The organism is Bacillus multifaciens (genome assembly GCF_030756675.1).
In the GTDB taxonomy this organism is placed as follows: domain Bacteria; phylum Bacillota; class Bacilli; order Bacillales; family Bacillaceae_G; genus Bacillus_A; species Bacillus_A multifaciens.
In genome coordinates this window covers 31,945-51,010 of sequence record NZ_JAVBXD010000015.1, presented here as the reverse complement: position 1 = coordinate 51,010, position 19,066 = coordinate 31,945, and the positions used below count along the sequence as shown (strand labels likewise).

General features: G+C 33.9%; 15 protein-coding genes. 4 read left to right on the top strand and 11 right to left on the bottom strand.

Annotated features, from left to right (window positions below; translation table 11 throughout):
• The first annotated feature begins 81 nt into the window (after positions 1 to 81).
• The 4 genes from Q9306_RS11750 (at position 82) to Q9306_RS11735 (ending at position 6,405) form a co-directional block, all read left to right on the top strand.
• The gene (locus tag Q9306_RS11750) at positions 82 to 1,536 is read left to right on the top strand and encodes an oligosaccharide flippase family protein (protein ID WP_306198612.1); all 1,455 of its coding nucleotides are present in this window, start codon (positions 82 to 84) and stop codon (positions 1,534 to 1,536) included.
• Positions 1,537 to 1,602: 66 nt separating this feature from the next.
• Positions 1,603 to 2,424 (top strand): glycosyltransferase family 2 protein, encoded by an 822-nt coding sequence (locus Q9306_RS11745; RefSeq protein ID WP_306198512.1) that lies wholly within the window; start codon positions 1,603 to 1,605, stop codon positions 2,422 to 2,424.
• A 655-nt stretch (positions 2,425 to 3,079) separates the two neighbouring features.
• Positions 3,080 to 4,639 (top strand): ABC-F family ATP-binding cassette domain-containing protein, encoded by a 1,560-nt coding sequence (locus Q9306_RS11740; RefSeq protein WP_306198511.1) that lies wholly within the window; start codon positions 3,080 to 3,082, stop codon positions 4,637 to 4,639.
• 332 nt (positions 4,640 to 4,971) lie between these two features.
• Positions 4,972 to 6,405, top strand: a complete 1,434-nt coding sequence (locus Q9306_RS11735) for a glycosyltransferase family 39 protein (protein WP_306198509.1) — start codon at positions 4,972 to 4,974, stop codon at positions 6,403 to 6,405.
• A gap of 161 nt (positions 6,406 to 6,566) precedes the next feature.
• On the opposite strand, the gene msrB is transcribed toward Q9306_RS11735, so the two are convergent.
• From msrB to walK, 11 genes are all read right to left on the bottom strand, one after another.
• The gene (gene msrB / locus Q9306_RS11730; protein WP_306198508.1) at positions 6,567 to 7,526 is read right to left on the bottom strand and encodes a peptide-methionine (R)-S-oxide reductase MsrB; all 960 of its coding nucleotides are present in this window, start codon (positions 7,524 to 7,526) and stop codon (positions 6,567 to 6,569) included.
• An 83-nt stretch (positions 7,527 to 7,609) separates the two neighbouring features.
• Positions 7,610 to 8,644, bottom strand: coding sequence for an AI-2E family transporter (locus Q9306_RS11725; protein ID WP_306198609.1), 1,035 nt, complete (start codon positions 8,642 to 8,644; stop codon positions 7,610 to 7,612).
• A 453-nt stretch (positions 8,645 to 9,097) separates the two neighbouring features.
• A complete protein-coding gene (locus Q9306_RS11720) occupies positions 9,098 to 10,663 on the bottom strand; it encodes a hypothetical protein (RefSeq protein ID WP_489670930.1) in 1,566 nt (521 codons plus the stop codon).
• Between the two features lie 336 nt (positions 10,664 to 10,999).
• Complete coding sequence (locus Q9306_RS11715; protein WP_306198506.1) at positions 11,000 to 11,995, bottom strand: glycosyltransferase family 2 protein; 996 nt, start codon at positions 11,993 to 11,995, stop codon at positions 11,000 to 11,002.
• A 268-nt stretch (positions 11,996 to 12,263) separates the two neighbouring features.
• Positions 12,264 to 12,743 (bottom strand): 23S rRNA (pseudouridine(1915)-N(3))-methyltransferase RlmH, encoded by a 480-nt coding sequence (gene rlmH, locus Q9306_RS11710; RefSeq protein ID WP_306198505.1) that lies wholly within the window; start codon positions 12,741 to 12,743, stop codon positions 12,264 to 12,266.
• A gap of 59 nt (positions 12,744 to 12,802) precedes the next feature.
• Complete coding sequence (locus tag Q9306_RS11705) at positions 12,803 to 12,988, bottom strand: CxxH/CxxC protein (RefSeq protein WP_306198504.1); 186 nt, start codon at positions 12,986 to 12,988, stop codon at positions 12,803 to 12,805.
• Between the two features lie 51 nt (positions 12,989 to 13,039).
• Complete coding sequence (locus Q9306_RS11700) at positions 13,040 to 14,233, bottom strand: S1C family serine protease (RefSeq protein WP_306198503.1); 1,194 nt, start codon at positions 14,231 to 14,233, stop codon at positions 13,040 to 13,042.
• Between the two features lie 63 nt (positions 14,234 to 14,296).
• On the bottom strand, positions 14,297 to 15,091 hold the full coding sequence (locus Q9306_RS11695; protein ID WP_306198502.1) for an MBL fold metallo-hydrolase: 795 nt from the start codon (positions 15,089 to 15,091) through the stop codon (positions 14,297 to 14,299).
• Positions 15,088 to 15,906: a two-component system regulatory protein YycI gene (locus Q9306_RS11690; RefSeq protein WP_371932377.1), complete on the bottom strand. Its 819-nt coding sequence runs from the start codon at positions 15,904 to 15,906 to the stop codon at positions 15,088 to 15,090. The genes Q9306_RS11695 and Q9306_RS11690 overlap by 4 nt, the downstream gene beginning before the upstream one ends.
• Entirely contained in the window at positions 15,893 to 17,227 is a 1,335-nt protein-coding gene (locus Q9306_RS11685) for a YycH family regulatory protein (RefSeq protein WP_306198501.1), read from the bottom strand. Before Q9306_RS11685 ends, Q9306_RS11690 begins: the two co-directional genes overlap by 14 nt.
• Entirely contained in the window at positions 17,224 to 19,065 is a 1,842-nt protein-coding gene (gene walK, locus Q9306_RS11680; protein ID WP_306198499.1) for a cell wall metabolism sensor histidine kinase WalK, read from the bottom strand. Before walK ends, Q9306_RS11685 begins: the two co-directional genes overlap by 4 nt.
• Position 19,066 lies beyond the last annotated feature (1 nt).

Genomic DNA, 19,066 nt, shown 5'->3' with positions numbered 1-19,066 from the left:
GAGAGTATCTGGATGTGGTTAACATGCAAGGCTTACAACAAAAGCATTTTATTTCAAGAACTATCAGTGAAAGGTGAAATTATGCAAAAATCAATTGGATCAAATATTTTTTATAAATTATTGCTCAACACCTTTAATATTATCCTTCCGCTTCTAGTAGGCCCCTATGCATATCGAATGCTCGGGCCTCATTCAATGGGAACAGTTAACAATAGCGAAACAATTTTTAATTTTTTCTTTGTGTTTGCTACATTTGGTGTGTATCAATATGGTTTACGCGAAATTAGCTTAGTTAAAAAGGATAGAAAAAAAACTTCCCAATTGTTTACAAATTTATATCTTATTAATTTTACAACTAGTATCCTTGCTTTAATTGCCTTTTTACTTTTTAGTTACATTGGATATGAAAATAAAGAGGAATTTCCTGTTCTTCTTATTTTCGGGTTCAACTTTATTTCAAGTTTATTTTATGTAGAATGGTACAATGAAGCACATGAAAATTATGATTTCATTGCGAAAAAAACAATTGTTGTTCGTCTCATTTATGTTGTCCTTCTATTTATTTTTATTCATGGTGCAAATGATTACAAACAATTTGCAAGTTTATTAGTTTTATCAACATTTTTAAACCATTTTATCAGTTTTGTATATGTAAAACGTCAAGTTAAGTTCGATTTTTCCAACATAACCATTGTTCGGCATTTAAAACCATTATTTTTAGTTGTTATCTTTTCAAATGCAACTATTCTATATACACAATTAGACCGACTATTATTAGGGGAGTATGCTGGTAAATCCGAACTTTCTTACTATGTCATGGCTTTTCAAATTATGACAATTATTAATACACTTATGTTAAGTGTAATTCAAGTTACCATTCCGCGGCTCTCTTATTTATCAGGAAATGCAGATGAAAAAGAGTATGAAGCATTATTAAATAAAATCTCAAAAGTGTACTTTATTACATTATTTCCAGCAGCTATTGGCTTAATGCTTATCGCTCATGGGGCTGTTATTATTTACGGGGGAAATAAATTTGCTAACGCTGGTGGCACATTAGTTGCTTTTGCATTATACATGATTGCAATAGGTATCGAATCCATTTTATCGAATCAAATTATTTACGTAAAAAAGAAAGAAAACATTTTAGTACGTTTTTTATTCATTGGTGGTTTTCTAAACCTTATTTTAAATATCTTGCTGATCGTCTTTCACGTATTCACACCGACAACAGCAATTGTCACAACTACAATTGCATACTGCTTGTTAATTACACTGGAATATATATATGTAAAAAAGAAACTAAAAGTAAATTACACATTATTCGATATGTCGAAACTAAAATATCTCTTCTATTCACTTACATTTGTACCATTATCCTATCTTATCCATATAACAATTGCAGGAAAAACCCTTTCTGTTCTTGTTACAGTCATCATATGCGGATGTGTATATGCATTAATTTTATTGATAACAAAAGATGAGATATTGTTTATGTTTTTAGATAAAATGAAAGAAAAGCTGAAGAAAAAATAATGTAAGTAACAAAACACCATCTTGCATGTTTAAGCGAATGAAACTTCTTTAAAGGAGCTGTTCCGATTGAAATTCTCTTTAATCATGGCGACTTGCGGCAGACGTGATGATATTATAGATTTACTAAAATCGTTAGAAAAGCAAACATATAAAGGCTTTGAACTCATTGTAGTCGACCAAAACGATACACCAATCGCAGATTTATTTAATGACTATAAAGAAAAATTCCCAATCAATTATATATACACGCCAATCAAAGGACTCTCCCGTGCACGAAACACAGGTTTAAAAGTAGCTGATGGTGATGTTATCGCTTTTCCAGATGACGACTGTATTTACGAAACGAATGTGTTAGAAAACATTCAGGAGACGTTTAAACGAAATAACAATATTCATTTTATTTCCACCAATACAACAAATGTAGAAGGGACAGGCTCTTTAATACATGCTCCTAAAACAGATATTATTTTAAATAACAAATACGGATTCATGGGCCCTTCCTTTGCCCTTTTCTTTACGAAGCAGTTCGTACAAGATGTAGGCACATTTGATGAAAACTTAGGAGTTGGAGCAGGGACAATTTACGGAGCCGGTGAAGAAACCGACTTTGTACTTCGCGGTATGAAGAATGGCTATACAGGTTTATTTAAGAAAGATCTTTTCGTATATCATCCAGTAAAAGAAGAGATTATTAATGAGCAATCACTAAAAAGAGCTATTTCCTATGCCGGCGGTTTCGGAAGAGTCATTCGCTTACATTATGGATTCCCTTACTTTTTACGCGCCATTGCCGCCGCTTTATTCCGTGCAATGCAAAACATCTCTAATGATAAACGAAAATTCCATACAAATCGCTTAAAAGGGATTGTTAGAGGATACTTTAAATAAATTCATGCCAGCAGTAAGCCCCCCACCCACAATATTGAGGTAGGGGGCTTACTGTTGGCAAATAGAACAGTTAATTGCAACTTGTATTAACTGTTCTCGAATAAGCAGAAAAAAAAGAGCAACTGTCCCGGACAGGAACAGTTGCTCTTTATACAAGGGGTCTTTTCGTAAAAACAAGGGGGGGTTTTTGTAATCTCTAAACAAATATAAGATGAATACACGAATGACTATTTATCATATTGGTATACAGCACACATTCTCGTATTTTTTATCATTATGTTTATTCATCTTTACAGTGTTTGTACCACCTTACTGACTAAATTTTATAATATATATAAGAACCTCACTATCGATTTAGCTTACAGGAACATTACATTGTTGTAATGAAAACCCCATAAAGTTACAGTTAATTTCCATAAAGAATACGTGTTCATTCAAAGATAAAAGATAGCATTATATTTAAGAATTTAGTATCATGATTCAAGATACTATTATAAATTGAAACACTGACCTAAAATCTCTTTCTTTTTAGATAGTCAAGAGCAGCTGCAAAAAGAGAAAGCGAGTGCAGGGCATTTTTTATGCTGCATAGCAGCGACTTTTATATTGAAAAATTAAAATAAATTTATATATTTCAAACAGGGCGGAGGACACTATGAGCTTATTAACAGTTGAAAATCTAGGTCATACTTTTGGTGACCGTACACTATTTAAAGATGTATCAATGCGTTTATTAGCAGGAGAACATGTCGGATTAGTCGGTGCAAATGGTGTTGGTAAATCAACATTTATGAATATTATTACAGGGCAACTGATTCATGATCAAGGTCGTGTAGAATGGACACCAGGCACACACTATGGATATTTAGATCAACACACAATTTTAACACCTGGACGAACGATTCGTGATGTATTAACGGATGCATTCTTACCTTTATTTGAAAAAGAAAAAGAGTTAAATACAATTGCTGAGAACATGGCAACAGCATCGCCAGAAGAATTAGAAGAACTACTTGAAAAAATGGCAGGAGTGCAAGATGCACTTGAAGCAGGCGGCTTCTATTTATTAGATATTAAAATTGAAGAAGCAGCACGCGGTCTTGGAATTGATGCAATTGGCCTAGATCGTGATGTTTCAGCGTTAAGTGGTGGACAACGTACGAAAGTATTACTTGCGAAGCTATTACTTGAGCAGCCTGAGGTACTATTACTCGATGAGCCAACGAACTATTTAGACGTTGAACATATTCAATGGTTAACAAACTATTTAAAGGAATATCCTCATGCGTTCCTTTTAATTTCCCATGATACAGAGTTTATGAACAAATGTGTTAATGTTATTTTCCATCTTGAGTTTTCAAAAATGTCACGTTATACAGCAACATATGAAAAGTTCTTAGAACTAGCAGAAATTAACAAAAATCAACATTTACAAGCATATCAAAAACAACAAGAATTCATTAAACAGCAAGAAGATTTTATTGCGCGAAATAAAGCGCGTTACTCAACAACTGGACGTGCAAAAAGCCGTCAAAAACAACTCAATCGTATGGAACGTATTGATCGTCCAGAAACTGCTATGAAACCGGAGTTTTCTTTTAAAGAATGCCGCGCGAGCAGTCGTTTTGTCTTTGAAGGAGAAGGTGTAGAAATCGGCTACACACATCCTCTCTTACCGAAGTTAACAATGACAATTGAACGCGGTGAAAAAATTGCCATTGTTGGATGTAACGGGGTCGGAAAATCAACATTACTCAAAACGATTCTTGGAAAAATTAAACCGCTAAACGGAAAAATTAGTCTTGGTGATTTCTTAGAGCCCGCTTATTTTGAACAAGAAGTTAAGGCTGAAAATATTACGCCAATTGATGATGTATGGAATGCGTTCCCGCACTTAGATCAGCATCAAGTACGTGCAATGCTTGCGAAATGTGGCTTAAAAAATGAACATATTTCTCGTCCACTGAGCCAATTAAGTGGTGGTGAACAAGCAAAAGTTCGTTTATGCAAATTAATGGCAACGGAAAGTAACTGGCTATTATTTGATGAGCCAACAAACCATCTCGACGTAACAGCAAAAGAAGAATTACAGCGTGCTATGAAAGCATATAAAGGTACAATCGTTCTTGTTTGTCACGAGCCGGACTTTTATGAAGGTTGGATTACAAAAGTTTGGAACGTAGAAGAATGGGCAGAGAAAGCAGCTCATCAATAAAGTGAAACTTTAATCAGTGGGGGGCGTTATCCCCACTGATTATCAGCCCTCACCAATCGGGCTTTTACGGACAGTTTATCTCCCACCTAACTTCTTTAAAAAAGCGGAAGCGGCTCGCTCAGAATCGCAGGACGCCCACGAATAGCGGGATAAAAATATGCCTCTTGTCTAAACAAGGGGCATATTTTATTATTTTTTCTTTCTGAAAAACATTTTACCTTGTTGAAAAAAATTGTATTCTTATAAAGTAAAACTTCGAGTTCTTAAGTGCAATAAGTAGCGTGCCTTATTCCTGTATAAATCATTATATGCAACAAGGGGTGTATTCAATCATGTTAACCATACAATGGAGTCGTTTCAGTTCATTGTTAGCAAAGTGCCTCACAATTTTGTGCTTACTTATCTTTGCTTTTTCTATTTGGAATTCTTATTTAACTGTTAAAGAAACTCTATTCGTTCGAACACTTATTAGTGCTCCCATTATAATTATCACCATGATTTTGCTTATACTACTAACTTATCTTTGTAATACATACTTTTCAAAAACTACATTTATTATTTTATTAACACTTTGTGCGTTTATCACTCGATTTATTTGGATTCTAAAAATCCCAACACCAGTTGAATCTGACTTTGCATTAATGTATGAGAGTGCTGTACAAGCTGCTCACGGCGATTATAGTTTCTCAAGTTCTCCCTACTACACAACATGGGTGTATCAACTAGGATTTATGATGTATCAGGCTTTTGTCATCAAATTATTTGGTAACCATATATTCATTTTAAAGTTGTTAAATGTCCTTTATTGTACAGGAACGACACTATGTATATATGGCATTACAAGCAAAGTTTTCAATGAATGGACTGGACGCATAGCTGGACTATTATATGCCTTTTATATTTCAAGCATTATGATGAGTTCTGTCTTAACTAATGAACACCTTGCAACCTTTTTATTTTATTTAGGATTCTATTTACTAGTAACAAAAGGGCTCCACAGTAAATATACTTGGATTTTTGTCGGAATTACACTAGCGCTTGGTGATATAATACGCCCTCTAGGTAGTCTCATTTTATTAGCAGTTATCATTTACCTATTCCTTCATGGATTTCTTGGAAAAGATAAACAAACAATGTTTACTACTACAAAGAAACTCATTGGTATTCTTGTTGTTTTTTACGCTGTCCATTATATTGTAAGCTCTCTGTTCATTACTACAGGAGTTACAAAATATCCTTTATCTAATCGTGACCCTCTTTGGAAATTTTCCATAGGGCTTAACCATGAAACAGCAGGCTCATATTCAGAATCAGATGCTGAACAAATCTTAGGCCTAGAAATAGGTGAAGAACGAAAAGCAGTAGAAATGAAACTCATTAAAGAACGAATTGCAGATAAAGAAAAGCTATTCACGCTCTTTGGAGATAAATTTTCCTCTATGTGGGGTGATATTGACTCCGCTGGTTACTGGAGCTTAAATCACTTAAACAAAAAAGAATTAATTGATACATCCATGAAATATGAAAAATATGTGTATATGGCAACTATGTTATTTGGTGTAATTGGATTATTACCCCTTCTTTTCACAAAACAGAAAAACTTTCATTATACATTATTTCTCTTACTTATTATCGGATATATAGCTGTTCATTTTTTAATAGAGATACAGACAAGGTATCGATATTTTATCATTCCTAGCTTCTTCATTATTCAAAGCTATGGAATCTATGTAATTCATCAATATATGAAAAAAAAAACTATATGATTACCATTTCTATATAAATACAAGTTAAAAAAATGACATATAAAATGTTCACATTCGAAAAGATACTGGGGATTTCCGAATCATTGATCGTACCGGATGTGTTCCAATATAATAACAGCCTGTTCCAAAAATGAAATAAGTGGAACAGGCTGTTATCTTTTTTAGCGTCTAAACAAGATGAGAAAATCCCCATATCCTTCTTTCTCTAAATCCTCTCTAGGAATAAAGCGCAATGCTGCAGAGTTAATACAATAACGTAAACCATTCGGTCCTGGTCCATCTGGAAATACGTGTCCCAAATGAGAATCTGCTTCTTTACTGCGTACTTCCGTTCTCGTCATATTATGACTAACATCCATTTTTTCTTTTATACTTGCTGATAGCATCGGTTTTGTAAAACTAGGCCACCCACAGCCGCTATCAAATTTATCTAACGAACTAAATAAAGGCTCTCCTGATACGATATCAACGTAAATACCTTCTTCTTTATAGTCCCAATATTCATTTTGAAAAGGTGGTTCTGTTCCATTTTCTTGTGTAACATAAAATTGCATGTCAGTAAGCTTTTCCTTTAAATGAGTATTATCCTTTGGCCAATATTTCTTGATAAACGCATCACGCCCTGAGCCTTGGCGATATAACGCGTATCGAAACTGATTTTTCTCATGATAACCTTGATGATACTCTTCCGCAGGATAAAATGTTGCAGCTGGTAAAATCTTCGTGACAATCGGTTTCGAAAAACGTCCACTTTCTTCTAACTCACGTTTAGACACTTCTGCGGCTTTACGTTGCTCTTCACTATGATACAAAATGGCTGTTTCATATGATTGTCCGCGATCATGAAATTGACCTCCAGCATCAGTTGGATCAATTTGTTGCCAATATAAGTGAAGTAATTGTTCATAGGGCATACACCCTGGATCAAAAGTAATTTGTACCGCCTCATAATGCCCAGTTGTCTCTGAGCAAACTTCTTTGTATGTTGGATTTTCCTTATGCCCACCTGTATATCCAGATACAATCTTTATAATGCCATCCATTTCCTCAAATGGTGACACCATGCACCAAAAACATCCTCCAGCAAATGTTGCAAATTCATATTTTTCGTTTACAACCACTTCTTCACCCCATTATCTTTTCTTACAGTATGGCATACGAAAATATAAGTTATAAATAAAAAAGCATCTAAATAGATGCTTTTTTATTCCTTATTCACTGTTTCTTCTTTTTCGTCACTTATTACTTCTAACACATCAAGTAAAAACATAAAAATTGGAATCCCTATAATCAATCCCCATACACCTAAAAAGTGTTCAGAGAAAATTAAAATCATAAATGTATAAAATATAGGTAAATTTGTTTTTTCTGACATAAACTTTGGATTTAAGAAGTAACTTTCAATCGCATGAATGACTGCCACAATAATTAAAACGTATAAAATATACACCATACCACCGGTATTATAAGCAATTATACAAAGCGGAAACAGCGAAATAATTACACCTGCGACTGGAATAAGACCAAGCAAGAAGATCATTAAAGCTAGTCCAAGCAGCTGCGGAAAACCTAAAATCCAAAGTGCAATGGTCGATAACACACAATTTACAATCGCGATAAGAAATTGCGCCTCAATCACTTTTCCAAATGAGCGAGCAAATTTTCTTCCAAAATACTCTATTTCATTATAGAAAACGGCTAGTTTACTTTCTTTGAACTTCGCTGTAAACATAACAATTCTAGACTTTTCTAGTAAGAAAAATAAGCTTAAAATAAGGGAAAGTAAAATTTGCAAACTTACTTTCCAAACATTTGCTAGGGAATTATAAATAATATCAACGCCTTGATTCACATACTTCGATAATTCCACGTGGTCAATTGCAGAAACTAGATATCTAATTACTTCATTATCAGGTGGATTTCGTACAAATATATTGAACTGATACACAAGTTGCGTAATTTGTACCAGTAAAACTGGTACATATTTGTATAATGTAGTAACGATTCCACTAATTAATGCTACATATAAAAATGCAATAATCATCTTCCTATTAATTGGTAAAAAATGTTCCAACTTGCGAGAAATAAATTTTTGAAATCTATCCATCAAATACGTAAGAATAAATGTAATCAAAATTAAATTAAACATACTTTTCAATCCATATAAGATGAGCACAAGTAACCCTAATACAACTAACCTCTGAAATCCTTTACTTTGAAACAGGTTTTTCATTTGCATAATCGAAGCGTGATCTCTCCTGTCCATTCATTTTTATCTTAATTTCATTTTACAATATAAATGATACTTTCAGAACGTATTATTACAAACTAAATAAAAAGTTTTATTATAAGACGTTAAAAACTGATATAAAGCCTCTTTCTTTTTAGTGAGGACAAGACATCTGGCCATGCATAGTAGTGGTCATATTTTGTTCTGCGTGGCCGAAACTTAGATGTTAAAAAAGCAAAGTGGACTGATATATAAACAGTTATGTACAAGATTTCAGAAAACCAGCACATTCTACAGTGACTTATAGAAAAATTTAAATGGATAGAAAAAAACCTCATCCACTTTAACAATAGATGAGGTTTTTAGTCATACACTCTATTTGCTTCTGTTTTACTTTCATTTCTTTACTAAAGAGTAGAATAAAATTTCCCGTTGTTCTATTAACACAACAAACAACAAGTTTTACAAGCTTTTATCTTTATAGAGCAAGAATTTCGTTTCTGCTCCTTCTACAAATTGCTTTTGCTCAGCAACTAAACGATAATTTTTGCGAAGGTAAGGAACGTCAACCTCACTTGGGCTCGTTTTTGGATCAACTCTTAATACAACAAACTTAACTTTTTTCTCTTTTATATAACGATGTTGTTCATCCATATTTTCAGGATATTCATCATAACCAATGTTTTGTCTTTCAAAATAGCGGATATTCGGTACAATATCTGCAGCTAAATAAAACCCACCGTCTAAAGAACCATAATTTAATAATGTTGGATTCGGTTCTTGATGCATGATTTCTGCAAATGTTTCTTGTGCAAGAGGCCCCTTCTGATAGAACTTTGAAGCCTTCATGTTGGAATTATAACCGAAGCAAAAGAAAATTGTTGCCATTGCCATCATTGATAGAGCAAACCATTTACTCTTACCAAGAGTAATCTGCGACTTCATGTTAGCATTTTGAATAAAATGAGCGATTGCTATCAATCCAAATAGCCCCAAAGGAGTTATAATAAGGAAGTAGTATGGATAGCCTCTTCCTCCAATATATACTCCTACTATTAAGAAAATGACAGTACTTAAAAGCATCCATTTTTGACTTCTATCTTTAAAATACTTCCATGTAAACATAAAATCAATTAAACCAACAAGAATTAACACTTTACTTTCGAAATTACCATTAAATGCATCTCCAAAAGTAAACGCAAAATTAGCTAGTTTTTCAACTGTACCAACTTGTGATGAATAAGTACCAAGATTAAATTTTAAATACACATCTATCAAATCTTGAATTGCATGATTCATACCAAAATAGATAAACCATGGAATACTTGCAAGAACTAGTCCAGCAAACGTGAAAACAATTGCGTTCATTAAGTCCTTCCATCTTTTTTCACCTATACAAATAAATAAAATTGCAAGGTAGAATCCAATCCAAGCCCCGACAAGGGTAAATTTAATCCAAAATACGCAGGCGATCATAATCCCATTTAGAAGAAAAATTCCTCGTTTAAATAGAGAGTCAGAGCCGTACTTATAATATTTAAATATCATATAAAGAAGTGTCATTATGAAAGGAATTGAAAACTCTTCAGCACTATCCCCAAAACGAAATGCATTTTGATTTAATACTAATACTGGGAAAAAAATAGATATAAGTGCAGAAGGCATCCAATTCAAATAAAGGCGGGAAATCTTGAATGCTAAAACAACGTTAGCGAACATCGCAAGACTTTCCAGTATGTATACTCCAACGAAAGTAGTATGAGAAAACGAATAAGCTAATGCATGCAAACCATATAACAAAGGACCCTTTTGTTCAAAAATATCTTGATAAGGGACTACTCCATTAGCCATACCTTTTCCAACTGTAAAAAAGGCATTAGAATCTACCCACTCACTTAACGTAAAGAATGGAGATGTCTGTGTAAAAAACAACATAATAAAAAAGGAATAAAAAAATAAAAAGATATTTAGTTTTTCAAATGATAATGTATTTATCCTGAGATCATTAAACCTAACTGACTTTTTCATTTCTTTTAAGTCTTCCTCTCATTCATTTAATTAAGGCCAGAAACATTGGATAGCTAACTTTAAATGCCACGCCAATGTAAATACCTATCCTAAAAATTCATCCCCATCTTCAGACACATGCCGGGCAATAACCCAGCAGTAAGATGGGGATAATTTTGATTAGACACAGCCTAAAATAATTCTTAGTAAATATCCTGCAACTGCTTATGCAAAAATACCTTGCTACGGCATTCTCCTTAGATATACAGCCACCGAAGAACATTACTAAACTAATAATTTTTTTACAAATACCCACTTCACAATACTTTTGTAAAGATGAATTTTCTTATTTTCTATTTACTTTTTAATCAATTCTGATACGTATTCTTTTTGTTTTTCTAGAACACTATTCTTTTCAATTGTATATCTCGGGCGCCCTTTTGTTTCTTTAAAGATTTTCCCTATATATTCACCAATAATTCCAATTGCCAGCAACTGTACTCCTCCAACAATCCAAATGGATAGCATCAATGAAGTCCAGCCACTAGTTGTATATGAAAAAACTTTTGCAAATAATGCATAAAGTGCTATTCCGATCCCGATAAGCACCATCAAAAATCCTAAATATGAAACAAATCTTATTGGTGCAACGCTAAATGAAGTAAGTCCATCAAAAGCAAAAGCAATCATTTTCTTTAATGGGTACTTTGATTCGCCAGCAAATCTTTCTTTGCGGTCATAATAAACATTAGTAGATTTAAAGCCTAATAGGGGAACAATACCACGAATAAATAAGTTTTCTTCTTGGTATTTTATAAATTCATCTAATGCCCTTTTGCTCATTAAACGATAATCTGCATGGTTGGGTACTAACTTAACACCCATTTTTCCCATTAAACTGTAGAACCATAAAGCAGTGTTTCTTTTAAATTTAGTGTCAGTATCTCTCTTATCTCGAACTCCGTATACAATCTCATAACCTTCTTGATATTTATCAATAAATTGATAGATAACATTGACATCATCTTGAAGATCAGCATCTATTGAAACTACACAATCTGAAAACTCTCGTGCCGATTCCAGACCAGCAATTAATGCTCCTTGATGGCCAAAATTTCTACTTAATTTTAATCCTTGAACATAAGGGTTTGTTGCTGTTTTCTCTTCAATTATGCTCCAAGTATTATCCGCACTTCCATCATCTACATAAAAAATGATACTTTCATCACTTATTTTATTATTTGCAACTAAATCGTCCATAACCCTTGTCAGTTCTTTTGTTGTTTCTTCTAATGTAGCTTCTTCATTGTAGCAAGGAACAACAATCGTCAATAAAGGTACATTGCGTGCCATTTTTCCACTCCTTAATTTTCAAAAAACTCTATTTCATATATTTTAAAAATTTCTAGCTTCAGTAATGCCCCAATTATTTTAACATATCTAGTTATAAAATGTAATAAACCCCATTGACCTTTCAATTAAAATTATTACTAGCTATTGCTTAAAATTCTCTCTCAAACAATAAAGTAAAATTTCCGTCAGTGGGGTTTTTCTTCATCACCGATGGTTAGTTGAACCAATGAGATCTTACTGCCCATGAATAACGGGATAAAAACCTCATTTATTTATGATACGGTTCATTTCGATTAATTCGAAATGCTCTATATACTTGTTCTAACAGTACCAAACGCATCAACTGATGAGGCAACGTCATTTTTGAGAACGACAATGACTCATTGGAACGTTTCATCACTTCTTTACTTAATCCAAGCGATCCACCAATAACAAATGCCACTTTGCTCTTTCCATATATAGCAAGACGGTCTAAGTTTGCAGCGAATTCTTCTGATGATTTTTGTTTTCCTTCAATTGCTAATGCAATGACATGCATATCATCAGAAATTCTATCTAAAATACGAATTCCTTCTTTTTCTTTTACCATTTGCATTTCTGCTTCACTTAAATTTTCTGGTGCTTTTTCATCTGGTAATTCAACAACTTCCACTTTCGCGTAAGAAGATAATCGTTTTAAGTATTCTTCAATACCCTGTTTTAAATATTTTTCTTTTAACTTTCCTATTGAGATAATTAAGATATTCACATGTACTCCCCACCTTACAAACACATTATCCACAGAAGTTATCCACATATCCACATGTATCATCCACATATTGTGTGGGAATCTGTGTTCGACACAACATATATCGCCTTATTTTGACAAAATTCACATGTTTTTTTCTCATCTTCTTTGTTATCCACATTGTTGATAACTGGAGCTACTTCACATTCATCCACAATGATATCTAACGCTAACTCTACATGTTCTAAACAACAAGGTAACTTCATAATTTCACCTCACTTATCCACAATAGAAAACAGGAGGGGCCGCCTCCTGTTTTAATACTGCTGACTGCCTAATTTTACAGTTGTTGTTACTCGTTTTGTTCCACGATAATATGTAATCGTCATTTTATCGTCAATTTTCTTATTATATAGGACTTTTCGGAATGCAATAATATCCTGAACTGTTTTTCCATCAACCGCTACAATGACATCATATTCATGTAAACCTGCATCTACGCCAGGTGATGGACTTTTCACGTCTAAAATACATACACCTTCCGTTACATTAGCTGGTAGATGCAATGTTTTATCCCAATAATAAGTAGGAATTTCATTTAAAGATCTAAGTTCAATCCCAACGTAAGGTCGTCTTACTTTCCCATACTTTTCGAGCTCATTCATTACAGGGACAGCTCTTGCAACCGGAATTGCAAGTCCAATTCCCTCTACCTCTTTTGCGGCAATTTTCATGGAGTTGATGCCAATAAGTTGTCCTGCTTCGTTTACAAGAGCCCCTCCACTATTACCAGGATTAATAGCAGCATCTGTCTGCAATACTTCTACTTGCCAATCATAATGTCCATCTTGATCTAAATCAACCGGTACAATGCGTTCATTTGCTGAGATAATCCCTTGCGTTACAGTACCTGAAAATTGTAAACCAAGTGGATTTCCGATTGCAAGTGCAGCTTCACCACGTTTTACTTTCGTAGAATCACCAAGGTCAATGACCTTTTTCGCATATTTTTCTTCAATTTGCACGACAGCTAAATCTGTTACAACATCTGTTCCTAAAATTTTTCCAGGAACTTTTTTTCCATCACTCAAACTTACTTCAATGCGATTTGCTCCTGCTACAACATGATTATTTGTTACAATATATGCGTTTCCTTTTTCCTTCTTGTAAATTACACCAGATCCTGTTCCTGCTTCTGAATCTGCTTCCGAAAAATTATCACGCTGAATGTTAATAATACCAACCACTGCTTCTGAAGCGCGGTCAACAGCCTTAACAAAGCCATCCCCTGTATTGACAACTTGAGGAGTAGACTGTGCTATATACTGTTTCTCTTCACTTGCTTCTGTTTCTCTTATTGTGGTCCAACCTAATTTTGAAAACGTAGGAATAGCAAAGGCAAATAATGTAGCACCAATGAAAGTTCCCGCTACAACAGAAATAAGAATATGCTTATGCTTTTGTTTTCTTTTTCGTTTCATCTGTACATCTTCTTCATCAATAAAGGACATTTATGCTCACCTAACCTTCCGAAAGCATTTATATTCTCCTTTATTGTTTACCAAAATGAAGAATTATACGTATTGAATTTTAGTTGGCGTTTTCGGGTCAGTATCGTGCAGTTGGAACGCTTCTCCTACAGCAAGTCCTTTTTCTTCAAGAACTTGCGCAACAGACATACGAGCAAGTTCTTTCATATTGTTATCTAAACTAAGATGAGCCAAATATATATGCTTTGTTTCATCTGTAATTACATCAGTCATTGCCAAAGCTGCATCTTCATTACAAACATGCCCTACATCACTTAAAATTCTTCGTTTAACACTCCATGGATAACGTCCCATTCGGAGCATTTCAACGTCGTGATTACTTTCAAACACAAAAGCATTGGCTCCCTTAATAACGCCTTTCATCCGGTCACTAACATACCCCGTGTCTGTAATAAGCGCTAACTTTCTTCCATTATGATGAAACGCATAAAACATCGGCTCCGCAGCATCATGTGAAACGCCAAATGACTCCACTTCAATATCTCCAAATGTTTTCACTTCTCCAATTGAGAAAACAAATTTTTGGTCCGTTGGAATATTACCAATTAAATGTTCCATTGCATTCCATGTTTTCTCATTTGCATAAACGGGTAAATGATATTTACGAGCTAACACTCCTAGCCCTTTAATATGATCACTATGTTCATGTGTGACAAGAATACCAGATATACTATTTATATCTAGTTCAGCTTGTTGAAACAAAGCTTCCATTGCTTTTCCACTCAAGCCGGCGTCTACTAATAACTTTTCACGCCCTGTTCCTACATACAGTGCATTTCCCGTACTGCCGCTTGCAAGTACACTAAAATGCAAACTCATTTAGCCTCACTCCATTGCTCAGTTTCCTTGTTGTCCTTACCTAATTGAATAATTTGTCCTTCTACCGCATTTACAAAGTAATCTATTTTATCTGTATACAAATTCCATGTTGGAACAAGAACTTGCACATTTGAAGAAGAAGGAGCTACCACCGTTGCATATCCTAATTTTGCCCCTTTTATATAACTTCCTTGCTTTAATTCATTTTTCGTATACAGCGTTTCTAGTGCATTTCGGGCAGAAATAATATCCAACTCTTTATTCCGTTCTCCCATCTCTTTAAATTCATACAGCATTGTTTGTGTATACGATATAATTTCCTTTTTTTCATTTAACTCAGCAACAATCATCCCATGTTGATTATAGAAAAGTGGTTTATCTTTATATTTTTGAAAAAAATACACTTTCGATCCTTCCACTTTTCCTGCAGCACTGTATTTTTGTCCATCAATTACATAAGAACGTAAAAATTCACTATAGTTATCACTTGTTGTTGCTTTTGCATTCCAAAATGGCTCTTTAAGTTTACTCACAATTGTATTTGATTCTTGTAAAGACACCGTTTGATTTTTTAAAGAATGTATATCTTCATCGGAAAAAACTTTATTTTTCGCCATAATATACGTATCTTTCGTCGGTTCTTTCGGGAAATTATCAGATGTAATTTTGTCTGCTTTCATTTGTTCTTCAATATTTGTTTCTGTCGTATATTCAAGTTGATTACTATCTTGTTTTTGCACGAACTGAAAGACAAGGAAGAGATCTAAAATGAAAAAGGTAACAATAAAAATTGTTTTAATCCTATTCCAATCCAATGAGCTCTCCCCCTTTCTCTTCGCTCCACTCTAGAACTTTATTGTCTTCACCGTACACAACATACCAAATAGGTTTCAAATTTACTGCAGCAATATTTTTCCCATCTGTCCCTGACTCCGGTGTAAGCTTATATCCTAACCGAATATCCTGAATTAATTTTATATCCACATTTTTCTCTAAAGATTGTATAACTGTCTTACCATCCGCAAGAGAGATTTTTTGGTCATCACCATACTTTAATGACAACTTAAATAATGGACGTTTATAGGAAATTAATTCTTCCGCTCCCCATACTTCTTCTAACATTGCCATACCACTTTCATTAAACACAGGTAAGCTATCAACATATAAACGATATATTGTTTGTCCCTTTTTAGTGTCCATGTAATCAAAACGATAAGAATCCGTTAAGCCACTATGACTATTAATAAAATCGAAACTGCGTTGAGCAAGTGTATTTCTAGATAATGCATGCTTTTGATCTGATACAGCTGAATTTGTGTACTCCAGCATTTGCTTTTTCTTTAATACTTGCATGAGGCGAATTCCATCTGTATATGTGTTTTCACGATCATCAGATACTTTTTTTACATAACGAGGATCTGTAAATAATGCATTTATGAATATATCCTCGGATATGTTATTTACTATATACCCCATACTTTGCATATCCGTTTTCGTATCTGGTAAAAATATCTCTCTCGTATCACTTAATGTGTATTGAGAGTAGTCCCTCGCGCTAGCTGCAAATTGATCACGTGCCGTTTCAAGATCTCGAAGTGGAATTCCTTTTAATACCATATAATATACCTTACGATTTTCATACGAAATAAAATATACAGGAATATTACCATCGCGACTTTTTTGTAAATCAATCATTATGCGATTAAAGCTATATGACTCTGAGATTTTTTCTTTAATTGTAAAAACGCCTCTCATAGAATCCAATGGCATATGTGTAGGAAAAATCATTTCAATCTTGTTTTTACCACGAACAAAGGAGAAGAATTGCTGTTTTGGGATATCATTTGATATATCTTTAAAATCAGACAATTCTCCTCTTTCCAGTAATTTATATAATGGGTCAATACTATCTATATTTTCACTTCCGAGATGCGTATTCTCTTTATGAAAAAGAACTTGAGAAGGCAAAATTACATTTGCAAGGCTCTTCTGTTCTCCCTCTGTATTGTCTTGTAAATATTTTGCGTTTTGCAATTTACTAGAATCAGGTACATAGGTCCATAAATTAAAAGTAAGAAATACACTAATAACAACCAAGTTAATTAGCAAGACTGATTTTAAGTTCTCAATATTCATTCCCAGTCATCCTCTTCTTCCTTTTCCATTGGAAGCGTGAAATAAATGGTTGTCCCTTTTCCTTCTTCGCTTTTTGCCCAAATCGAACCGCCATGAGCTTGAATCATTTCCTTGGCAATTGCTAGACCTAATCCTGTTCCGCCCAATTTACGTGAACGTGCTTTATCAACGCGATAGAAACGTTCAAAAATCTTATCAACGTTCTCTTTCGGAATTCCCATTCCTTGGTCGCTAATACTTATTTCTAACATATCTTCTCTTTCTCGCAAACGATATGTTATTGTTCCACCTTCTGGAGAATACTTTAATGCATTTGAAATAATGTTATAAAGAACTTGTGTAATTTTATCTTCATCGATCTCAATAAAACGTGTTCTCTTAGAAAATGAACGTTTAAAAGATACATTCTGCTCTTTTGACATTTCAAAACGATCAATGATATTACTAAAGAATTGTGTAAAGTCTACCCATTCTTTCATTAAACGATATTCTGTGCTGTCTAATTTTGAAAGTTGTAGTAGCGCATTAACAAGCCGAATCATTCGCTCCGTTTCTTCTTGTGTTACTTGTAAGAACTGCGGCGCAATATTTGGATCTTGCCACGCTCCTTCACCCAATGCTTCCAAATAGCTTCGCATCGTTGTTAATGGTGTACGAAGTTCATGAGAAACGTTTGCCACAAATTCACGGCGTTCCCCCTCAATTCGCTCCTGTTCCGTTACATCGTATAATACAGCGATGAAACCATTTACCTTTCCATTCTCCTTTTGAATAATAGAAAAACTAGCTCGTAAAATATACGGCTCATCTCTTGTACTAAAATCTAATATAACAGAGTCTGGTTCTTCATATAAATTATCTAATGTGTACTCTTCTTGGATGCCTAATATTTCTAAAATCGATTGATCTAATGCTGTTTCACGTGAAACGTTAAGCATTTTTTCTGCCGGATCATTTAATAAGATAATATCTCCTTTTCGATCCGTTGCAATTACCCCATCTGTCATATGAGATAATACAGACGAAAGCTTTCTTCTCTCACTCTCCGTAGAAGAACGAGCTTGCTGCAACTTCTTCGATAAATTATTAAATGCCAACGCCAATTGACCAATTTCGTCATGACCATGTACTTTTACCTTACGAGAGTAATTTCCCTTCGCCATTTCAATGGCTTGCTTTCTCATATCTGAAATTGGTCTTGTAATAGTTTGCGCCAATAAAATACCTAGCACAGCTGTTACTAATAATGCGATAACCGTTCCCGTTGCAAAGATCTGATTAATAAGCTTCATTTGTTTATAAACATCTTCCATAGAAGCAACAATATAGATTACACAAGGTTTCTTATTATTTAGTTGAATTACTTGAATAGGAGTAGCAACAACTTGCACACGATTTCCCGTATTGCGGTCTATTTCCATTTTTTCAACAGGATTTTTTTGCACCAAAGCTCGTTTTACCAATAAATCTGTTGTTTTTTTTCCGACAATACCTTGATTATATGGATGTGATGTTGCTAATACACGACTACTCTCATCAATGATACGAACCTCTTGAATATCAGCTTTTCGATCAGAAGCAAAATCTTCTATACTCGTTTTAAGTGCCTCTTCAAGGGTAGGATCTTTTTTATCTCTTTCTTTTGCAAATTCTTGCTTTAAGTTGTAAGCAAGTAAGTTCGTTCGTTGTGTTAATGATTCTTTAAAACTCTTCACAAGATTCTTCTCTAACTCTCGAACGAAATAGACACCAATAATTTGCATCGCCATTAAAATTAATAGCATGTAAATTAATACGAATTTTAAGTGAATAGACTGAAAAAGACCAACTTTCTTCATA

What these genes read in the sequence shown, in the direction of transcription:
- Q9306_RS11705 (WP_306198504.1), bottom strand. Translation starts at nt 12,988, where the DNA reads ATGAAGTTACCTTGTTGTTTAGAACATGTAGAGTTAGCGTTAGATATC.
- Q9306_RS11720 (WP_489670930.1), bottom strand. Translation starts at nt 10,663, where the DNA reads ATGAAAAAGTCAGTTAGGTTTAATGATCTCAGGATAAATACATTATCA.
- Q9306_RS11715 (WP_306198506.1), bottom strand. Translation starts at nt 11,995, where the DNA reads ATGGCACGCAATGTACCTTTATTGACGATTGTTGTTCCTTGCTACAAT.
- walK (WP_306198499.1), bottom strand. Translation starts at nt 19,065, where the DNA reads ATGAAGAAAGTTGGTCTTTTTCAGTCTATTCACTTAAAATTCGTATTA.
- Q9306_RS11735 (WP_306198509.1), top strand. Translation starts at nt 4,972, where the DNA reads ATGTTAACCATACAATGGAGTCGTTTCAGTTCATTGTTAGCAAAGTGC.
- Q9306_RS11695 (WP_306198502.1), bottom strand. Translation starts at nt 15,091, where the DNA reads ATGAGTTTGCATTTTAGTGTACTTGCAAGCGGCAGTACGGGAAATGCA.
- Q9306_RS11700 (WP_306198503.1), bottom strand. Translation starts at nt 14,233, where the DNA reads ATGTCCTTTATTGATGAAGAAGATGTACAGATGAAACGAAAAAGAAAA.
- Q9306_RS11740 (WP_306198511.1), top strand. Translation starts at nt 3,080, where the DNA reads ATGAGCTTATTAACAGTTGAAAATCTAGGTCATACTTTTGGTGACCGT.
- Q9306_RS11685 (WP_306198501.1), bottom strand. Translation starts at nt 17,227, where the DNA reads ATGAATATTGAGAACTTAAAATCAGTCTTGCTAATTAACTTGGTTGTT.
- Q9306_RS11750 (WP_306198612.1), top strand. Translation starts at nt 82, where the DNA reads ATGCAAAAATCAATTGGATCAAATATTTTTTATAAATTATTGCTCAAC.
- Q9306_RS11725 (WP_306198609.1), bottom strand. Translation starts at nt 8,644, where the DNA reads ATGCAAATGAAAAACCTGTTTCAAAGTAAAGGATTTCAGAGGTTAGTT.